The sequence below is a fragment of the Pseudomonas sp. m6p genome, from assembly GCF_055760375.1.
Genome location: NZ_CM147084.1, coordinates 6,401,740 through 6,419,571, shown reverse-complemented (window position 1 = coordinate 6,419,571; position 17,832 = coordinate 6,401,740). Strand labels below are relative to the sequence as shown.

The following is a 17,832-nucleotide window of genomic DNA, read 5'->3' as shown; positions in this document are numbered from 1 at the left end:
TGATTGCTCCGCCGCCATCGCTGGCAAGCCAGCTCCCACAGTTGTTTTGGGGTGTTTGCAAAGTTGTTGCGGGGCTCCAACATCACGCCCATCAATCATCCTGTTCAGCCTTTATCAGCGAGCCTAGACTCGGCCCAACCCCAATTTTCAGGTAGGCCGCCATGTCCGAGACGCTGCTCAGTTCCCGCAATCTGGCTTTCGAGCTGTACGAAGTCCTCGATGCCGAGGGCCTGACCCGGCGTGAGCTTTTTGCCGAGCACAACCGTGAAACCTTCGATGCGGCGATCGGCACCGCGCGCAGCATCGCCGAGAAATACTTCGCGCCGCACAACCGCAAGGGCGACGAGAACGAGCCGCGCTACGAAAATGGTCAGGCGGTTCTGATCCCGGAAGTGAAACCGGCGGTGGACGCATTCCTCGAGGCCGGCTTCCTGAATGCCGCGCGCAGTTTCGAAGCGGGCGGCATGCAATTGCCGACGCTGCTGTCGCAAGCGTGCTTTGCGCACTTTCAAGCGGCGAACGCGGCAACCACGTCCTACCCGTTCCTGACCATGGGCGCGGCCAACCTGATCGAAAGCTTCGGCAGCGACGAGCAGAAACAGCGCTTCCTGCAACCGATGATCGACGGGCGCTTCTTCGGCACCATGGCCCTGACCGAACCGCACGCCGGCTCGTCGCTGTCGGATATTCGCACCCGCGCCGAGCCGGCGTCTGACGGCACCTATCGCCTGAAGGGCAACAAGATCTTCATTTCCGGCGGCGATCATCCGCTGTCGGAAAACATCGTGCACATGGTGCTGGCCAAACTGCCCGACGCGCCGCCAGGCGTGAAAGGTATTTCGCTGTTCATCGTGCCGAAGTTTCTGGTCAATGCTGACGGCAGCCTCGGCCAGCGCAACGATGTGCTGCTGGCCGGGCTGTTCCACAAGATGGGCTGGCGCGGCACCACTTCCACCGCGCTGAACTTCGGCGATAATGGCGAGTGCGTCGGCTATCTGGTGGGCAAGCCGCACCATGGTTTGAGCTACATGTTCCAGATGATGAATGAGGCGCGGATCGGCGTCGGCATGGGCGCAGTGATGCTCGGTTACGCCGGTTACCTGTACTCGCTGGAATACGCCCGCGAACGCCCGCAAGGGCGGGTGCCGGACAGCAAGGATCCAACCACCGCGCCAGTGGCGATCATTCAGCACGCCGATGTCAGACGCATGCTGTTGACGCAAAAGTCCTACGTCGAAGGGGCGTTTGACCTCGGTTTGTACGCGGCGCGACTGTTCGATGACACCACGACGCTGGAGACCGAAGCCGAGCGTAAACAGGCCCATGAGCTGCTGGATCTGCTGACGCCGATCGTCAAATCCTGGCCGTCGGAGTTCTGCCTGAAGGCCAACGAATTGGCGATCCAGATTCTCGGCGGCCACGGTTACACCCGCGAATACCCGGTTGAGCAGTATTACCGCGACAACCGCCTGAACCCGATCCACGAAGGCACCCACGGCATCCAGTCGCTGGACTTGCTCGGGCGCAAACTGGCGCAGAACGGCGGCGCCGGATTGAAGCAACTGATCCGCCTGATCGCCAACACCGCCGAGCGCGCGACCGCGTATGAATCGTTGACCGCACTGCGTGAGCCACTGGAGCAACTGGTGGCGCGCCTGCAAACAGTCACCATCGGCCTGCTGACCGATCTGGCGCAGGGCAAGGTCAACAGCAGCCTGGCGAATTCGGCGCTGTACTTGAAGGTATTCGGGCACACGGTGATTGGCTGGCGCTGGCTGGAACAGGCGATCCGCGCCGAGGAAGGTCTGGCCAAAGGCAATGCGGCAGATGCTGACTTCTATCAGGGCAAGCTGCAGGCGGCGCGCTTTTTCCTGACGTGGGAAGTGCCGGGCTGTCACCATGAGCTGACGTTGCTGGAGGCGCGGGATGATACGTGTCTGGCGATGCAGGATGGGTGGTTCTAAAAGCAAAAGATCGCAGCCTTCGGCAGCTCCTACAGGGACCACATTCCCATGTAGGAGCTGCCGAAGGCTGCGATCTTTTGATCTTGCTCCTTTAGCTCAACTTGAACCCACCCATCTGCCGCGCCAGATCATCCGCCAACCGCTGCAACATCTGACAATCCTCACGACACGCCCGCACCTCTCCCGCCGTGGCCCGGGCCAGATCGGAAATCCCCTGCACGTTGCGGTTGATCTCTTCAGTCACCGCCGACTGTTCTTCTGTCGCGGTTGCCACTTGATGGTTCATGTCACTGATGCGCTCGACCTGCCCGGTAATCGCGGTCAGGGAGGCGCCGGTACGCTGGCTCGACTCAACCCCGGTGCCGGTCGCCGCCTGCCCGGTACGCATCGATGACACCGCATTCTCCGCGCCTTGCTTGAGGCTGCCGATCATCTGCTGGATCTCGTCAGTAGACGCCTGAGTCCTGCGCGCCAAGGTGCGCACTTCATCGGCCACCACGGCAAACCCACGGCCCATGTCCCCGGCCCGCGCGGCTTCGATGGCAGCGTTGAGCGCCAGCAGATTGGTCTGCTCGGACACCCCGCGAATCACTGCCAGCACCGAATCGATCGACGCCACCTGATGCGCCAGCTCACCCACCGCGCCCGCCGCCACGCCAATATCATCGGACATGCTTTCGATATGACGAATCGAACCGCCAACCACTTCCCGCGCCTGCAACGCTTCATCCCGGGCGGTTTGCGAGGCGAGAGCGGCGTTGCCGGCGTTCTGCGCGATTTCCTGCACGGTCAGGCCCATCTCATGCACCGCGGTGGCGACCATGTCGGTCATTTCCTGCTGACGTCCGGAGCGTTCAGCGGTGTTTTCCACCACTTTCGCCACTTGGCCGACGGCTGTGCGCAGGCGCTCGCTGGTGGTCAGCACTTCGCCGATCAGCCCGCGCTGGCTGTCGAGGAAACGGTTGAAGCCTCGGGCCAGATCGCCCAGCTCATCGGCGCGACTGGAATCTAACCGATGGGTCAAATCTCCACCGCCGCTACCGATCGCTACCAGCGCGGCTGTTACCTGACGAATCGGTCGCACCAGCCCCTGGGCCAGCCACACCACCAGCGCCAGGCACACCAGCGCCACCGCCAAGCCGATACCGCCGCTCATCCACATCGCCTTGCGGGCTTCGGCGTAGATCTGCGCTTGCGGCACTTCGGCCACCAGCGTCCAGCCCAGATCGCGCAGCGGCAGGCTGAAGGCGAGGAAGTCTTCGCCATCGCGCTGGAACGAGCTGTTGGTGGCGACTTTTTGACCCATGACCGCTTGCGCCGCCGACGCACCGATTTGCTCCGTGAGGGTGCGCTTGCCGCTGAACTGCGCCTCGGGATGGACCTGGATCAAACCGTCGGAACGCACGAGATAGACCTTGCCGCGTTCGCCAAAGCTGAAGTTGTGGATCAGCTCCGACAGCTCTTTCATGCTCAAGCCCAGCCCGGCGACACCGACCACTTTGCCGGCCTGCTCGACCTTCAAGTCGATGAACAGCGCCAATTCTCCAGTGGCGCCATCGTTGTCGATGTTCAGGGTGCGCGGCTGGTTGCTGTCGAGGAAGGAATAGAACCAGGCATCGGCTGGTTTGGTCCGGCTGAGCGTGCGATCCAGGCCTTTTTCGGTGATGTAGTGATTGGAGTCACTGCCGATGATCAACGCAGTGAAGGCTTTATGTTCGGCGCGGATGCCTTCCAGATACTGCGCGAAGGCCGCTGTTTTGCTGCTGTCTTCACCCGAGGCCAGCCAGTCGCGCACCATGCTGTTGCTGGCGATGTCTTTGGCGGCGGTCAGCGGCTGGACGAGGATGCGTTCGATGTCGTTGCGCGTCGCTTCGATGCTCGACGGCAGCGCTTGTTCGACCAGATAGCTCTGGGCGAGGCGGTTGACCACCAGGGTATAAATGCCAACCACGATCAGGATGCTGACCAGCAGGGCGGTGCCCATGCTGAGAATCAGCTGCCATTGAATACTGCGTCGCCACAACTGCATGGAGCACCCCCAAAGAATAAGTGGCCGAAACAATGCAACAGCCGTGCCGATTGTATACAACCTGATCGACAATCTATTCTTTGGTTGTGCGCAACCCCATCAGCCCTGATTGATGGTCTTGGCGATGGTGTCGACCGTGGCGCTGACTTGCTCTTGGTAACGGTCGAGTTCCTGCTGGTGCTGCTTCTTCATTTCGATCTGCTGCGAGCACAGGTTCATCGCTGCCAGCACCAGCAAGCGGTCACCGATCAGCGTCGGGTATTTGCGTTTGGTGTCGGCCAGTGCGGCCTTGAGCATCAGTGCGGCGTCCAGCAGGGTCTGTTCTTCCCCGGCCGGTGCCTTGATCGAATAGTCCTCCCCGAGAATGGAGATGACTTTTACCCCTGCGGTGCCGTGGTTCATGCGCTGACAGGGCCTGCGTTGACGCGATCAACCAGGGCCTGGATGCGCGCTGCGGTGGCGCCATGCTTCTCTTCCTGTTCCATCAGGCTCAGTTGCAGGCTTTCGTTTTCATCCTTGGCCTGGGCCAGTTCCGTGGACAGGGTCTGGTTGGTTTGCGCGAGGGTCTGGTTCTGTTGCACCAGGTCGCTGACGAGCTGTTCCAATTGGCTGAGGGATGCTTCCAACATTTTGATCTTCCAGGCGTTTTTCAAAGGGCGCGTACGATAAAGAAAAGTCACTGCGGATGCCAGGGTTATACCGGCGCAAGGCCTTGATTTTCCTGGCGGCCGACCGTTCTCGCGAGTTTAAAAGACTGTGATCTGCCGATCTGGTTCCTGCACTTCGTCGCTCAGACCCCTATGCGACAAATACGCACAGTGCCTCAAGACTTTAGTCGTATGACCGATAAGTCATCCATACAGCAGTCTCAGCCCGCATGGATGCGGCCCTTTCTGGTATCCGCGCCATGTCCCTTCGCAATATGAATATCGCCCCCCGGGCGTTTACCGGTTTCGCCCTGATCGGCGGCCTGATGCTGATTCTCGGCGTGTTCGCCCTGAACCAGATGAGCAAAATCCGCGGCGCTGCCGAGGACATCACCAACAGCAGCGTGCCGAGTATCAAGAACCTCGACGAGTTCACGCAGCTGACCTTGCGCCTGCGGGTGCTGTCGTATCGCTTGCTGGTCAACCGCGAGCCGGACGTGCAGCAGAAGACCATGGAACTGCTGGACACCCGCAACCAGCAGATCCGCGCCGCCCAATCGGCCTATGAGCCGTTGATCAGCGGCCCGCAGGAACGCGCGGCCTACGATCAATATGTGCAGTTGCTGGGCCAGTACCGCCAGATCGAAGACCGGATGAAGAGCCTGTCGCGCAACAATCAGGTGGACGAGCTGCGCAACCTGCTCAACACCGAGTTGCTGAACAACTCCGAAGCGATGAACACCGTGCTCAACCGCCTGATGCAGATCAACGGCGAGCAGATCAGCCAGACCAATCAAGAGGCGGTCGACCAGTATTCCTCGGCGTTCAATCTGGTGGTCACCCTGCTGGTGGTGGCGACCGGCCTGACCTTCCTGTTCGCCTGGCTGCTGACCATCAGCATCACCAAGCCGATTTCCAAAGCGCTGGACGCGGCGGAAACCATCGCCGAAGGCAACCTGACCCAGCCGATCCACGTCGACGGCACCGACGAAGCCGGGCGTCTGCTCGCGGCCATGGCCAAGATGCAATCGAAGCTGCGCGACACCTTGCAGCGCATCTCCGGCTCGGCCACCCAGCTGGCTTCCGCTGCCGAAGAGCTGAACAGCGTCACCGACGAAAGCGCCCGTGGCCTGACCCAGCAGAACAACGAAATCGAGCAGGCCGCCACCGCGGTCAACGAGATGACCAGCGCCGTGGAAGAAGTCGCGCGCAATGCGGTAAGCACTTCGGAAGCCTCGAAGAACGCCACCACTTCGGCGGGCGACGGCCGTGATCTGGTACAGGAAACCGTCAGCGCCATCGAACGCATGAGCGCCGATGTACAGAGCACTGCGACCCTGATCGGCGATCTGGCGAATGAATCCCGTGACATCGGCAAGGTGCTGGACGTGATTCGTGGTCTGGCGGATCAGACCAACCTGCTGGCCCTGAACGCGGCGATTGAAGCGGCCCGTGCCGGTGAAGCCGGACGTGGTTTCGCCGTAGTCGCCGATGAGGTGCGTGCCCTGGCGCATCGCACCCAACAGTCGACCAGCGAAATCGAACGCATGATCGGCAGCATCCAGAGCGGCACCGAACACGCCGTGGATTCGATGCGCAACAGCACCGAGCGTGCCGAATCGACGCTGAACATTGCGCGTGGCGCCGGGATGTCGCTGGACACCATCAACAGCGCGATCGTCGAGATCAACGAGCGCAATCTGGTGATCGCCAGCGCCGCCGAGGAGCAGGCGCAAGTGGCCCGCGAAGTGGATCGCAACCTGGTGAACATCCGCGACCTGTCGGTGCAGTCGGCCACCGGCGCGAATCAGACCAGTGCGGCGAGTAACGAGCTCTCGCGCCTGGCGCTGGACCTGAACAATATGGTCGGGCGGTTCAGCCTGTAAGGCCCACTTCGCCATATCGGGAGCACTCCATTGTGGCGAGGGGATTCATCCCCGATGGGTGGCGAAGCCGCCCCAAACCCGGCTAACAAGGTGGATCAGGTTTGCTCCATCAGCCGGTTTACGACTGCTTCGCAGCCGATCGGGGATAAATCCCCTCACCACAGTTTTCATTCGGTGCACATTCAATGTGATGCCAGCGTAAAAACCTTTTTGACAGCATCACATTTCAACAGGTTAGAATCGCTGGCACGCAGACTGCATGGTCAGTTTGTGCCCGTCTTTACGCTTCTGGAGTACTGCCTTTGAATGCGACGACCATCAACAGCCTGTTCTTGATCGGCGCGTTGCTGGTAGGTGCGAGCATTCTTGTCAGCTCACTGTCCTCCCGTCTCGGCATCCCCATTCTGGTGATCATCCTCGCGGTCGGCATGACCGCCGGGGTCGATGGCGGCGGGATCATTTTCGATAACTACCCGACGGCTTATCTGGTCGGCAACCTCGCACTGGCGGTGATCCTCCTCGACGGTGGCTTGCGCACCCGGGTTTCGAGTTTCCGCGTGGCCTTGTGGCCGGCGCTGTCACTGGCGACGGTCGGGGTCTTGATTACCACCGGTCTGACCGGCATGGCCGCCGCGTGGCTGTTCGACCTGAACCTGATTCAGGGCCTGCTGATCGGTGCCATCGTCGGTTCGACTGACGCCGCTGCGGTGTTCTCGCTGCTCGGCGGCAAGGGCCTCAACGAACGGGTGACCGCCAGCCTGGAAATCGAATCCGGCAGCAACGACCCGATGGCGGTGTTCCTCACCGTGACCCTGATCGACATGCTCGCCAGCGGCCAGACCGGCCTGCACTGGAGCCTGCTGACGCACCTGATCCGCGAATTCGGCATCGGCGGCGTGATCGGCCTCGGCGGTGGCTGGCTGATGCTGCAACTGGTTAACCGGATCAACCTCGCCACCGGCCTGTACCCGATTCTGGTGATCGCCGGCGGTCTGGTGGTGTTCGCCCTGACCAACGCCCTGCACGGCAGCGGCTTCCTCGCGGTGTACCTGTGCGGTCTGGTGATCGGCAACCGCCCGGTGCGCAGCCGTCACGGCATCCTGCATATGCTCGACGGCATGGCCTGGCTGGCGCAGATCGGCATGTTCCTCGTGCTGGGGCTGCTGGTCACTCCGCATGATTTGCTGCCGATCGCCCTGCCCGCCCTCGGTCTGGCGCTGTGGATGATTCTGTTCGCCCGGCCGCTGTCGGTGATCGTCGGACTGCTGCCGTTCAAGGCGTTCCATGGTCGCGAGAAAGCGTTTATTTCCTGGGTCGGTCTGCGCGGCGCGGTACCGATCATTCTCGCAGTGTTCCCGTTGATGGCCGGGCTGCCGAATGCGCAGCTGTACTTCAACCTCGCGTTCTTCATCGTGCTGGTGTCGCTGCTGGTGCAGGGCACGAGCCTGCCGTGGGTCGCCAGACTGCTCAAGGTGACAGTGCCGCCGGAGCCGGCGCCGATCTCGCGATCGGCGCTGGAAGTGCACATCACCAGCGAGTGGGAACTGTTCGTTTACAAGCTCGGCGCCGAGAAATGGTGCATTGGTTCACCGCTGCGTGAGCTGAAAATGCCCGAAGGGACACGTATCGCCGCGCTGTTTCGTGGCCAGCAACTGCTCCATCCGTCGGGTAGTACGGTGCTGGAAGTCGATGATTTGCTGTGTGTTATCGGCCATGAACATAACCTTCCGGCCCTCGGCAAACTGTTCAGCCAGGCGCCGCAACGCGGCCTCGACCTGCGCTTCTTCGGTGACTTCGTCCTCGAAGGAGACGCCCAGCTTAAAGCGGTTGCGGCGCTGTACGGGTTGCCGGCCGAGGGCATTGATCCGGACATGACCCTGGGCGCGTTCATTGCCCAAAAAGTTGGCGGTGCGCCGATCGTTGGCGACCAGGTGGAGTGGAACAACACCCACTGGACGGTCGCGGTCATGGACGGGAACAAGATCGGCAAAGTGGGCGTCAGATTCCCGGAAGGAAGTCGCCCGGGTCCCGGTCTCTTCCTCTAAACTGCGTCCACTCTCACTTGCTTGACCGGTCTCTATGCCTACCCTGCGCTCTTTCTTTTTCGCGGCCCTGCTGGGCCTGAGTCTTTCCGTCGGCCCGCTGTATGCCGCTGAACCGCCGTCCAGCGAAGCCGTGCAGGCCAGCCTGGACAAACTGGCCGACAGCAAACTGCCGGATGCCGACAAAAAGACCCTGCAAACGGTCCTGCAAACCACGCTCAACCAGCTCAACAGCCGGCGTGATTACGAGCAGAAGCTGATCGACCTCAAGCAGCAACTGGCCTCCGCCCCGCGGCAGACCATCGAGAACACCCGTGAACTCACGCGCCTCAAGGCCACGGCAGTGGTGCCGGTGGCGCAGCGTTTCAGCAAAGAGTCGATCCAGCAGCTGGAGCAGATCCTCACCGATCGCTCGACCCAGCAAAGTGACCTGCAAAAAGCCCTGGCCGATGCCAACAGCCTGATCATCACCGCCCAGACTCGCCCAGAGCGTGCGCAGGCAGAAATCTCTGCCAGCCAGACGCGCATCCAGCAGATCAACAACATCCTCAAGTCCGGCAAGGACAGCGGCAAGACCGTCAGTGCCGAACAACGCGATCAATTGAACGCCGAGCTCGCCGCGTTGAACGCACTGATCCCGCTGCGCCGCCAGGAACTGGCCGGCAACAGCCAGTTGCAGGATCTGGGCAACAGCCAGCACGACCTGCTCACGGAAAAGTCCGACCGACTCGATCGCGAGATCCAGGAACTGCAGACGCTGATCAACCAAAAGCGCCTGGCACAGTCGCAGGAAACCGTCACCCAACAGTCGATCGAGGCACAGAAGGCCGGCGGCAGCAGCCTGCTCGCCACTGAAAGCGCCGCCAACCTCAAGCTCTCTGACTACTTGCTCAAAAGCACCGACCGCCTCAACGAAGTCACCCAACAGAACCTGCAGACCAAACAGCAACTCGACAGCCTGACCCAGAGCGACTCCGCCCTCGACGAGCAGATCAACGTGCTCAAGGGAAGCCTGCTGCTGTCGAAGATTCTCTATAAGCAGAAGCAGGCGTTGCCGCGGCTCAAGGTCGACCGCGATCTGGCGGACCAGATCGCCGACATTCGCCTGTATCAGTTCGAAGTCAGTCAGCAGCGCGAACTGCTGAGCAACCCGGCGACCTACGTCGACAACCTGCTTTCCACCCAGCCACCGGAACAAGTCACCCCGCAACTGCGCAAGAGCCTGATGGAACTGGCCAACACCCGCGCCGACCTGCTGGAGCGTCTGAACCGCGAGTTGAGCGCGGTGCTCAACGAATCGATCACCCTGCAACTCAACCAGAAACAACTGCTGAGCACCGCGCAGAGCCTGCGTGCGACCCTCGACGAGCAGATGTTCTGGATCCCCAGCAACAAGCCACTGGACACGGAATGGCTACGCGGTGTGCCGGAGCGGCTCAAGCGGCAGATCGACACCCTGCCGCTGGCCTCGAGCCTGAGCGAGCTGACCGACGGTCTGACCCAGCGTCCGCTGCTGTTTCTGCCGCTGGCCCTGCTGATCGGCGCTCTGCTGTGGCGGCGCAAGGCGCTGTATGCGCGGCTGAACAAGGTTCACCAGGACATCGGTCACTTCAAGCGTGACAGCCAGTGGCATACCCCGCAGGCGATCCTGATCAACATTCTGCTGGCGATGCCGGTGGCCCTTGGCCTGGCGCTGTGCGGGCTGGCCCTGCAGATCGACGCCCGCGGGCAGAACGCCAACATGGGCGCGGCGCTGCTGCAAATGGGTCAGGCGTGGCTGGTGTTCTACACCGCTTACCGAATTCTCTCGCCAGGCGGTGTGGCCGAGTTGCATTTCCGCTGGGACAAGCCGCAGGTCGAGTTCCTGCAGGGCTGGATCCGCCGCCTCGGGCTGGTGGTGATGGCGCTGGTGACCGTGGTGGCGGTGGCCGAGCTGCAACCGGCGGCGCTGGCCGACGACGTCATCGGCATGCCGGTGGTGCTGACCTGCTACGCGCTGATGGCGTGGCTGCTCAGCCGCCTGTTGATCAGCAGCCCGGCCCACGAAAACACCTCGCTGTTCCGCAAGGCCGTGGGCGTGATGTTCACTCTGTTGCCAATCGCCCTGTTCGTCGCGGTGTGCTTCGGCTACTACTACACCGCGCTGAAACTCAGCGACCGGTTGATCAACACCCTGTACCTGCTGATGTTCTGGCTGGTGATCGAAGCCACGTTCGTGCGCGGTCTGGCGGTCGCTGCACGCCGCCTGGCCTATCAGCGCGCCCTGGCCAAACGTCAGGCGGCCAAGGAGGCCGGCGACGGCGAAGCGGTGATCGAAGAGCCGACCCTGGACATCGAGAAGGTCAACGAACAGTCCCTGCGCCTGATCCGTCTGGCGCTGCTCGGTGGCTTCATCGCCGCGCTGTACTGGGTCTGGGCTGACCTGATCTCGGTGTTCTCGTATCTCGACAACATCACCCTTTACGAATACACCAGCGGCACCGGCGCCAACATGAGCATGGTGCCGATCAGCATCGGCGACATGCTCGGCGCGCTGATCATCATCGGCATCACCTTCGCCCTGGCGCGCAACCTGCCGGGTCTGCTCGAAGTGTTCGTGCTGTCGAAACTCAATCTGGCGCAGGGCAGCGCCTATGCGACCACGACGCTGCTGTCCTACGTGATCGCCGGCGTCGGTTTCGTTTCCACGCTGTCGACCCTCGGCGTCAGCTGGGACAAGTTGCAGTGGCTGGTGGCGGCGCTGTCGGTCGGCCTCGGTTTCGGTATGCAGGAGATCTTCGCCAACTTCATCTCCGGCATCATGATCCTGTTCGAACGCCCGGTGCGGATCGGTGACACCATCACCATCGGCAACCTGTCGGGCACCGTGAGCAAGATCCGCATCCGCGCCACCACCATCACCGATTTCGACCGCAAGGACATCATTGTCCCGAACAAGACGTTCATTACCGGGCAACTGATCAACTGGTCGCTGACCGACACCATTACCCGCGTCACACTGAAACTCGGTGTGGATTACGGCTCCGACCTGGATCTGGTCAAGGAACTGCTGCTCAAGGCCGCCCGGGAAAACCCGCGCGTCCTCAAGGAACCCGAGCCGCATGTGTACTTCCTCAACTTCGGCGAAAGCACCCTCGATCACGAACTGCGCATGCACGTGCGTGACCTCGGTGACCGCAACCCGGTGATCGATGAAGTGAACCGCTTCATCAACCGCGAATTCAAGAAGCAGCACATCAACATCTCGTTCCGCCAGATGGAGGTGTACCTGAAAAACCTTCATGGTCAGGAATACAAGCTGGTACCCATCGAAGACGAGAACAAAACCATCGTCCCGATCGGCGCGGAGCAAAAGCCGCTGCAAGAGCCGCCGCCGGCCAAACTCGACTAACCGGTCTGATCCCAGCAGAATGCTCGGACATTCTGCTGGAGCCGGCCCTTGAAAGCCCTCGACGAACTGACCTTCGACAATCGCTTCGCCCGCCTCGGCGACGCGTTCTCCGCCCATGTGCTGCCCGAGCCGATCGACAACCCGCGTCTGGTCGTCGCCAGTCCTGCGGCCCTGGCCTTGCTCGATCTCGACCCGACGACGGCCGACACTCAGGAATTCGCCGAACTGTTCGGCGGCCACAAGTTGTGGGCCGATGCCGAGCCACGGGCGATGGTCTATTCCGGGCACCAGTTTGGCGGCTACACGCCACAACTGGGCGATGGTCGCGGGCTGTTGCTCGGCGAGGTGTATAACCAGGCCGGCGAACATTGGGATCTGCATCTGAAGGGCGCCGGGCAGACGCCGTTTTCGCGCATGGGCGATGGCCGGGCGGTGCTGCGTTCATCGATCCGTGAATTTCTCGCTTCCGAAGCGCTGCACGCGCTGAACATTCCGTCTTCACGTGCAGCCTGCGTGATTGGCTCCGACACCCCGGTGTGGCGCGAAAAACAGGAACGCGCGGCGATGGTGCTGCGTCTGGCGCCGAGCCACATCCGCTTCGGCCACTTCGAATATTTCTATTACACCAAGCGTCCCGAGCAGCAGAAGCAGCTCGGCGAGCATGTATTGGCGATGCACTATCCCGAATGCCTGGAGCAGCCGGAGCCATATCTGGCGATGTTCCGCGAAATTGTCGAGCGCAATGCCGAACTGATCGCCAAGTGGCAGGCCTACGGCTTCTGCCACGGGGTGATGAACACCGACAACATGTCGATCCTCGGCATCACCTTCGACTTCGGCCCGTTCGCCTTCCTCGACGATTTCGACGCCCACTTCATCTGCAACCATTCCGATGATCAGGGTCGCTACTCGTTCAGCAATCAAGTGCCGATCGGCCAGTGGAACCTCAGCGCCCTGGCCCAGGCGCTGACGCCGTTCATCAGCGTCGAGGCCCTGCGCGAAACCCTCGGCCTGTACCTGCCGCTGTTCCAGGCGCACTACCTCGACCTGATGCGCCGCCGCCTCGGCTTCACCAGCGCCGAAGATGACGACCAGAAACTGCTCGAAGACCTGCTGCAACTGATGCAGAACAGCGGCGTCGACTACACCTTGTTTTTCCGCCGCCTCGGCGAAGATTCAGCAGAACAGGCTGTCGCCCAATTGCGCGATGACTTCGTCGACATCAAAGGCTTCGACGCCTGGGGCGAGCGTTACGTGGCGCGGGTTGCCCGCGATGGTGACAGCGATCAGGCACAACGCCGTACGCGGATGCACGCGGTCAATCCGCTGTACATCCTGCGCAACTACCTGGCGCAAAAGGCCATCGATGCCGCCGAACAAGGCGACTACTCCGAGGTGCGCCGGCTGCATGCGGTGTTGAGCAAACCGTTCGACGAACAGCCGGGAATGGAAGGTTATGCCGAACGGCCGCCGGAGTGGGGCAAGCATCTGGAGATCAGTTGTTCGTCTTGAGGCAGCCTAGATGAATACGTCTACAGGCACCTTGAAGTAGTCGGCCAGCCAGCGAACTTGCCGCAAGTTCAACTTGCGCTTGCCGTTCAGAATTTCCGAAACAACGGATTGAGTACCCACACCCGGCAGGTCGCTCTGAGTCAGTCCATGTTCGCGCATCAGGTAGCCGAGGACCTCTTCGCCGCTCGCCTCGGCCATCGGATGGTGTGTGCGATCCCACTCCCCAATCCAGTCACTGATGATGTCCACCAGACTCGCGAGTGGGTGCGAGCCATCATCACCGGTTATCTCAAGGATCTCGTCAACGGCCTGAACCAAGGCGTCGTAATCCTCTTCATTTTTCGGTTTGCGCAGCAACGGAGAGACAAACTCCCAGTGCTCGGCAACTGTCTTGATCAAACTACTCATACCTTTCCCTCCTTCCATTTGCCCCGATCGTATTCGCGGTGGTCGAGCACATGCTTGATGTAGAGCCTTTGTGACCGATAACTGACAAAAGCAATTAGCCTCAGTTTGTTGCCACCAATGTCGAAAACGTGGAGATCACCCACCTTGTCAGTGGCAGGAAATATCGACTTCATTGCCGCGAAGTCCTTTGGATAACTCCTGCTTGCCAGACGAAACCATTGCGCTAGCGCACTTGCTGCCTGTGGCCACTGCTCCTTGGCCTCTCGAATGGGTTTTTCACTGAACACATGCATGCAACATCCTTATCGCATTCTGCTATGGGGAGTTAATCACAAAACAAAATTATCTCAACTTGCGATACATCCAGGCAGACCAACGGTCTGCCTCGGTACGACTCAGCCTAGATCCAACATTGAAATCCGCATGATTGAAAATATGAGCAAACGTCTCCAACTAGGGTTTATCGCCCTTCACTGGACCTCGTTCATGACCACCCCATTGCTGATCCCCTGCCCCGCCTGCAACGGCCTCAACCGCATCCCCGCCGAACGTCTCGCCGACCAGCCAAAATGCGGGCGCTGCAAGTCCGAGGTGCTACTGAGCAAGCCGTTCGAACTCAAGCAAGGTGACTACGCCAGCCAGATCAAGGGTGATCTGCCGTTGTTAGTGGATGTGTGGGCGGACTGGTGCGGGCCGTGCAAATCGTTCGCGCCGGTATTCGAGCAGGCGGCGGCGCAGTTGGCGGGCAAGTGCCGGTTGGCCAAGCTCGACAGCGAAGCCAATCAGCAGTTGTCGGCGCAGTTGGGGATTCGTTCGATTCCGAGTTTGATTCTGTTCAAGAACGGCCGGGAAGTGGCGCGTCAGAGCGGGGCGTTTCCGTTGCCGCAGTTGCTGGCGTGGCTGCGTAGCCAGGGCATCTGACCCTCCACAGGACCCCATGTGGGAGCGAGCCCGCTCGCGAAGGCGCCCGTTCAGTCAACAGAGATGTTGAACGTGCTGGCCGCTTCGCGAGCAGGCTCGCTCCCACAGGAGGGTGGCGTGCAATCCGGAAATCAGTGATCTTCGAGCAGGTTGTGCAGTTCAACGAACTGCTGCGTCAGTTTGTGCCGTGGGTCGAGGTGGATCAGCGGGGTGCTGGCCTGGTGCGACTCGCGCATGCGCACCGAGCTGTTCAGATACACCGGCAGCACCGGCAAGCCCTCGGCAATCAACTCATCGAGAATCTGCTGCGGCAGACTGGCCCGGGCCTGGAACTGGTTGACCACGATGCCTTCGACTTCCAGGCCGTCGTTGTGGTCCTCCTTCAACTCTTCGATCTCCGCCAGCAGCCCGTACAGCGCCTGACGCGAGAAGCTGTCGCAATCGAAGGGAATCAATACCCGATCGGCAGCGATCAGCGCCGACACCGCATAGAAGTTCAGCGCTGGCGGCGTATCGAGATAAATCCGATCGTATTCGCCGTCCAGCTCATCGAGTAATTTGCGCAGCTTGTTGATCTTGTGCTTGGCCTCAAGCTTGGGCTGCAGATCGGCCAGTTCAGCCGTGGCGGTGATGATGTGCAGGTTGTCGAACGGGGTTTCGTAGATGTCGGCCTGGTTTTTCTTCGAAAACGGCCCGGAAGACAGGGTCTGTTTGAAGAAGTCGGCAATGCCCATCGGTATGTCATCGCCAGTGAGCCCGGTCAGATACTGAGTGGAGTTGGCCTGGGCATCGAGGTCGACCAACAGCGTGCGATAGCCCTCGCTGGCACTCACTGCCGCCAGATTGCAGGCAATGCTGGATTTGCCCACACCACCTTTCTGATTGAACACCACGCGCCGCATGACAAAACCTCCGTGTATCAAAGAATGACCGAGTGTAGTTGCCTGTGCGTACGCTTCGCTACCTTCAACGACGCGGACTACAGAGTCAGGTGCAGAAATCAGCGGGCACAGAGGGCAAAAACCTGCCGTGTGCGCTGACAGGCCCGACAGACAAATCCGGCACGATCCGGATAATGGCCAAGTGACAGTTTTTCTGCGGACCACTCGGTACATTTTGCTGCGCAAAACGTAACCAACATTTGCTACACACTCGTCGCACCGGGATAATGCGCGCCACCCGGCGCCAAGCGCCACATCAGGTCAGCCGCGGCTTTGGCGACTCAAAGCGTCATAAAAAGCCCGCAGGGGCAGGATGAACATCCGTGATCAACTTCAACATCGCCCAATGGCGCGCATGGGCCCCGGGGCTCGACAGCGTGGACGCGTGGCAGGCCTGGAGCCGACAACCGGTCGTACTCCCGGACAGCGATGCCGCGCCCGATGTGTCGTTTCTGCCCGCCATGCAGCGCCGGCGCCTCAGCCGTCTGGCGCGCATGGCGTTCAGTGTCGGCTGGCCACTGGCCGACGGACGGGAAAACCTGCCGCTGGTGTTTGTTTCACGACACGGCGAAACCCCGCGCACCTTCGAGATCCTCAGTGACCTGGCCAAGGACGAGCCGTTGTCGCCGACGCAGTTCAGCCTGTCGGTGCACAACGCGATCATCGGTCTGTGGTCGATCATGCGCGGCGAAACCAGCGAAATGACGGCCCTTGCGGCAGCGGGCGATGGCCTGGAACATGGCATTCTCGAAGCGGCCGCCCTGCTCGATGAAGGCGCTCCGGCGGTGCTGCTGATCATCACCGAAGAACAGCCGCCCCAAGCCTATTCGCAGTGGATCGACGACGTGCCGTTCCCTTACGCGGTCGGTTTGCTGCTCACCCCCGGTACCGACTGGCGGCTGACCTTGAACAGCGGCCAGGAAGCAGTGTCCAAAGCGCACTGGCCACACGCACTGAACCTGTTGCGAACCCTGCTCGGTCAGCAAACCCATTGCCAACATGCCTGGAAAAATCGTGTATGGACCTGGCAACGCAACCCGTGACCGAGAAAAACCGCGACGCCTACTACTGGCGCCTCCTGGCCACCGCCGCAAGTTTCGCGCTGTTCGGGCTGGGCGGGTTGTGCTTGCGCCTGCTGGTGTTTCCGCTGCTCGGTTGCCTGCCCGGCGATGCCTTGAAACATCGTCAGCGCGCACGGCAGACCGTCAGTCGGCTGTTCTGGTTTTTCGTCCGTTTCATGGCCCGCACCGGCGTGCTGACGTATGACATTCAAGGGGCGGAACGTCTCGGTCGCCCGGGGCAAATGATCATCGCCAACCACCCGTCGCTGATCGACGTGGTGTTCCTGATCGGCCTCGTGCGTCAAGCCAATTGCGTGGTGAAGAAAAGCCTCTGGGAAAACCCGTTCACCCGTGGCCCGCTGCGCCGCACCGAATACATCAGCAATGACGGCAGCATGGACATGCTCGACGCCGCCGCCGAGTCCCTGCAAAACGGCCAGACCCTGATCATTTTCCCCGAAGGCACGCGCACTCAGCCCGGTCAGGCGCCAGCCTTTCATCGGGGGGCGGCGGCGATTGCCCTGCGCGGTGCGAAAATCCTTACGCCAGTGGTCATCAAGGTCAATCCGACCACCTTGACCAAGGCCGAACCCTGGTATCGGATCCCCCACCGCCGCGTGCACTTCAGTTTTCGTGTCGGGGCCGATATAGACCCACAGACTTTCGCCACGCAAGGCCCCGCACCGCAGGCCTCGCGCAAGCTCAACGATTATTTGCACTCTTACTTTATTAAGGAGCTCGCCGAAGATGAGCGATCTGAATAACCCTAGCCTGGTGCGCGACATCAAACGGCTGATCATCGATGCCCTGGGCCTCGAAGACATCAGCGTCGACGATATCGGTGACGAACAGACGCTGTTCGGCGAAGGGCTGGGCCTGGATTCGGTCGACGCGCTGGAACTGGGTCTGGCGATCCAGAAAAAATACGGCATCAAGATCGACGCCGACGCCAAAGACACCCGTAACCACTTCACCAACGTGGCGAGCCTTGCGGCATTCGTCACGGCAAAACAGGCAGCTTGAGACCGGA

At 61.0% G+C, this 17,832-nt stretch carries 15 protein-coding genes and 1 pseudogene; 10 read left to right on the top strand and 6 right to left on the bottom strand.

What is annotated here, in order from left to right; all coding sequences use genetic code 11:
• Positions 1–161 precede the first annotated feature (161 nt).
• On the top strand, positions 162–1,964 hold the full coding sequence (locus tag ACYZUM_RS29320) for an acyl-CoA dehydrogenase (RefSeq protein WP_108181473.1): 1,803 nt from the start codon (positions 162–164) through the stop codon (positions 1,962–1,964).
• A 91-nt stretch (positions 1,965–2,055) separates the two neighbouring features.
• Here the strand turns inward: ACYZUM_RS29320 and ACYZUM_RS29315 are convergent, their stop codons facing one another.
• From ACYZUM_RS29315 to ACYZUM_RS29305, 3 genes are all read right to left on the bottom strand, one after another.
• Positions 2,056–3,993: a methyl-accepting chemotaxis protein gene (locus ACYZUM_RS29315; RefSeq protein ID WP_108181472.1), complete on the bottom strand. Its 1,938-nt coding sequence runs from the start codon at positions 3,991–3,993 to the stop codon at positions 2,056–2,058.
• Between the two features lie 99 nt (positions 3,994–4,092).
• Complete coding sequence (locus ACYZUM_RS29310; RefSeq protein WP_007967308.1) at positions 4,093–4,395, bottom strand: cell division protein ZapA; 303 nt, start codon at positions 4,393–4,395, stop codon at positions 4,093–4,095.
• Positions 4,392–4,622 (bottom strand): hypothetical protein, encoded by a 231-nt coding sequence (locus tag ACYZUM_RS29305; RefSeq protein WP_007967306.1) that lies wholly within the window; start codon positions 4,620–4,622, stop codon positions 4,392–4,394. The genes ACYZUM_RS29310 and ACYZUM_RS29305 overlap by 4 nt, the downstream gene beginning before the upstream one ends.
• A gap of 248 nt (positions 4,623–4,870) precedes the next feature.
• Here ACYZUM_RS29305 and ACYZUM_RS29300 point away from each other — a divergent pair.
• The 5 genes and pseudogenes from ACYZUM_RS29300 to selO form a co-directional block, all read left to right on the top strand.
• Positions 4,871–5,623 (top strand): annotated as a pseudogene (locus ACYZUM_RS29300) (MCP four helix bundle domain-containing protein); the annotation flags it as partial.
• Positions 5,624–5,653: 30 nt separating this feature from the next.
• Entirely contained in the window at positions 5,654–6,526 is an 873-nt protein-coding gene (locus ACYZUM_RS29295; protein ID WP_371851408.1) for a methyl-accepting chemotaxis protein, read from the top strand.
• Positions 6,527–6,828: 302 nt separating this feature from the next.
• Complete coding sequence (locus ACYZUM_RS29290) at positions 6,829–8,571, top strand: potassium/proton antiporter (protein ID WP_041074130.1); 1,743 nt, start codon at positions 6,829–6,831, stop codon at positions 8,569–8,571.
• A gap of 34 nt (positions 8,572–8,605) precedes the next feature.
• Positions 8,606–11,959, top strand: a complete 3,354-nt coding sequence (gene mscK, locus ACYZUM_RS29285) for a mechanosensitive channel MscK (protein WP_108181470.1) — start codon at positions 8,606–8,608, stop codon at positions 11,957–11,959.
• A 48-nt stretch (positions 11,960–12,007) separates the two neighbouring features.
• Positions 12,008–13,471: a protein adenylyltransferase SelO gene (selO, locus tag ACYZUM_RS29280; protein ID WP_041074126.1), complete on the top strand. Its 1,464-nt coding sequence runs from the start codon at positions 12,008–12,010 to the stop codon at positions 13,469–13,471.
• A 6-nt stretch (positions 13,472–13,477) separates the two neighbouring features.
• Here the strand turns inward: selO and ACYZUM_RS29275 are convergent, their stop codons facing one another.
• A complete protein-coding gene (locus ACYZUM_RS29275) occupies positions 13,478–13,879 on the bottom strand; it encodes a helix-turn-helix domain-containing protein (RefSeq protein ID WP_108181469.1) in 402 nt (133 codons plus the stop codon).
• Positions 13,876–14,172 carry a type II toxin-antitoxin system HigB family toxin gene (locus ACYZUM_RS29270; protein ID WP_047290919.1) on the bottom strand — a complete coding sequence of 99 codons (297 nt, stop codon included), beginning with the start codon at positions 14,170–14,172 and terminating at the stop codon, positions 13,876–13,878. Before ACYZUM_RS29270 ends, ACYZUM_RS29275 begins: the two co-directional genes overlap by 4 nt.
• A gap of 193 nt (positions 14,173–14,365) precedes the next feature.
• Here ACYZUM_RS29270 and trxC point away from each other — a divergent pair, with 193 nt between their 5' ends.
• Complete coding sequence (gene trxC / locus ACYZUM_RS29265) at positions 14,366–14,800, top strand: thioredoxin TrxC (protein WP_108181468.1); 435 nt, start codon at positions 14,366–14,368, stop codon at positions 14,798–14,800.
• Between the two features lie 131 nt (positions 14,801–14,931).
• Here the strand turns inward: trxC and ACYZUM_RS29260 are convergent, their stop codons facing one another.
• Entirely contained in the window at positions 14,932–15,702 is a 771-nt protein-coding gene (locus ACYZUM_RS29260) for a ParA family protein (protein WP_041074859.1), read from the bottom strand.
• A 362-nt stretch (positions 15,703–16,064) separates the two neighbouring features.
• Between ACYZUM_RS29260 and ACYZUM_RS29255 the strand changes: the two genes are divergently transcribed.
• The 3 genes from ACYZUM_RS29255 to ACYZUM_RS29245 are packed head-to-tail and all read left to right on the top strand — an operon-like array spanning position 16,065 to position 17,825.
• Positions 16,065–16,784 (top strand): beta-ketoacyl synthase chain length factor, encoded by a 720-nt coding sequence (locus ACYZUM_RS29255; protein ID WP_041074861.1) that lies wholly within the window; start codon positions 16,065–16,067, stop codon positions 16,782–16,784.
• A complete protein-coding gene (locus tag ACYZUM_RS29250) occupies positions 16,760–17,566 on the top strand; it encodes a lysophospholipid acyltransferase family protein (protein WP_041074863.1) in 807 nt (268 codons plus the stop codon). The genes ACYZUM_RS29255 and ACYZUM_RS29250 overlap by 25 nt, the downstream gene beginning before the upstream one ends.
• A complete protein-coding gene (locus ACYZUM_RS29245) occupies positions 17,550–17,825 on the top strand; it encodes a phosphopantetheine-binding protein (protein ID WP_108181466.1) in 276 nt (91 codons plus the stop codon). The genes ACYZUM_RS29250 and ACYZUM_RS29245 overlap by 17 nt, the downstream gene beginning before the upstream one ends.
• Positions 17,826–17,832: the final 7 nt, after the last annotated feature.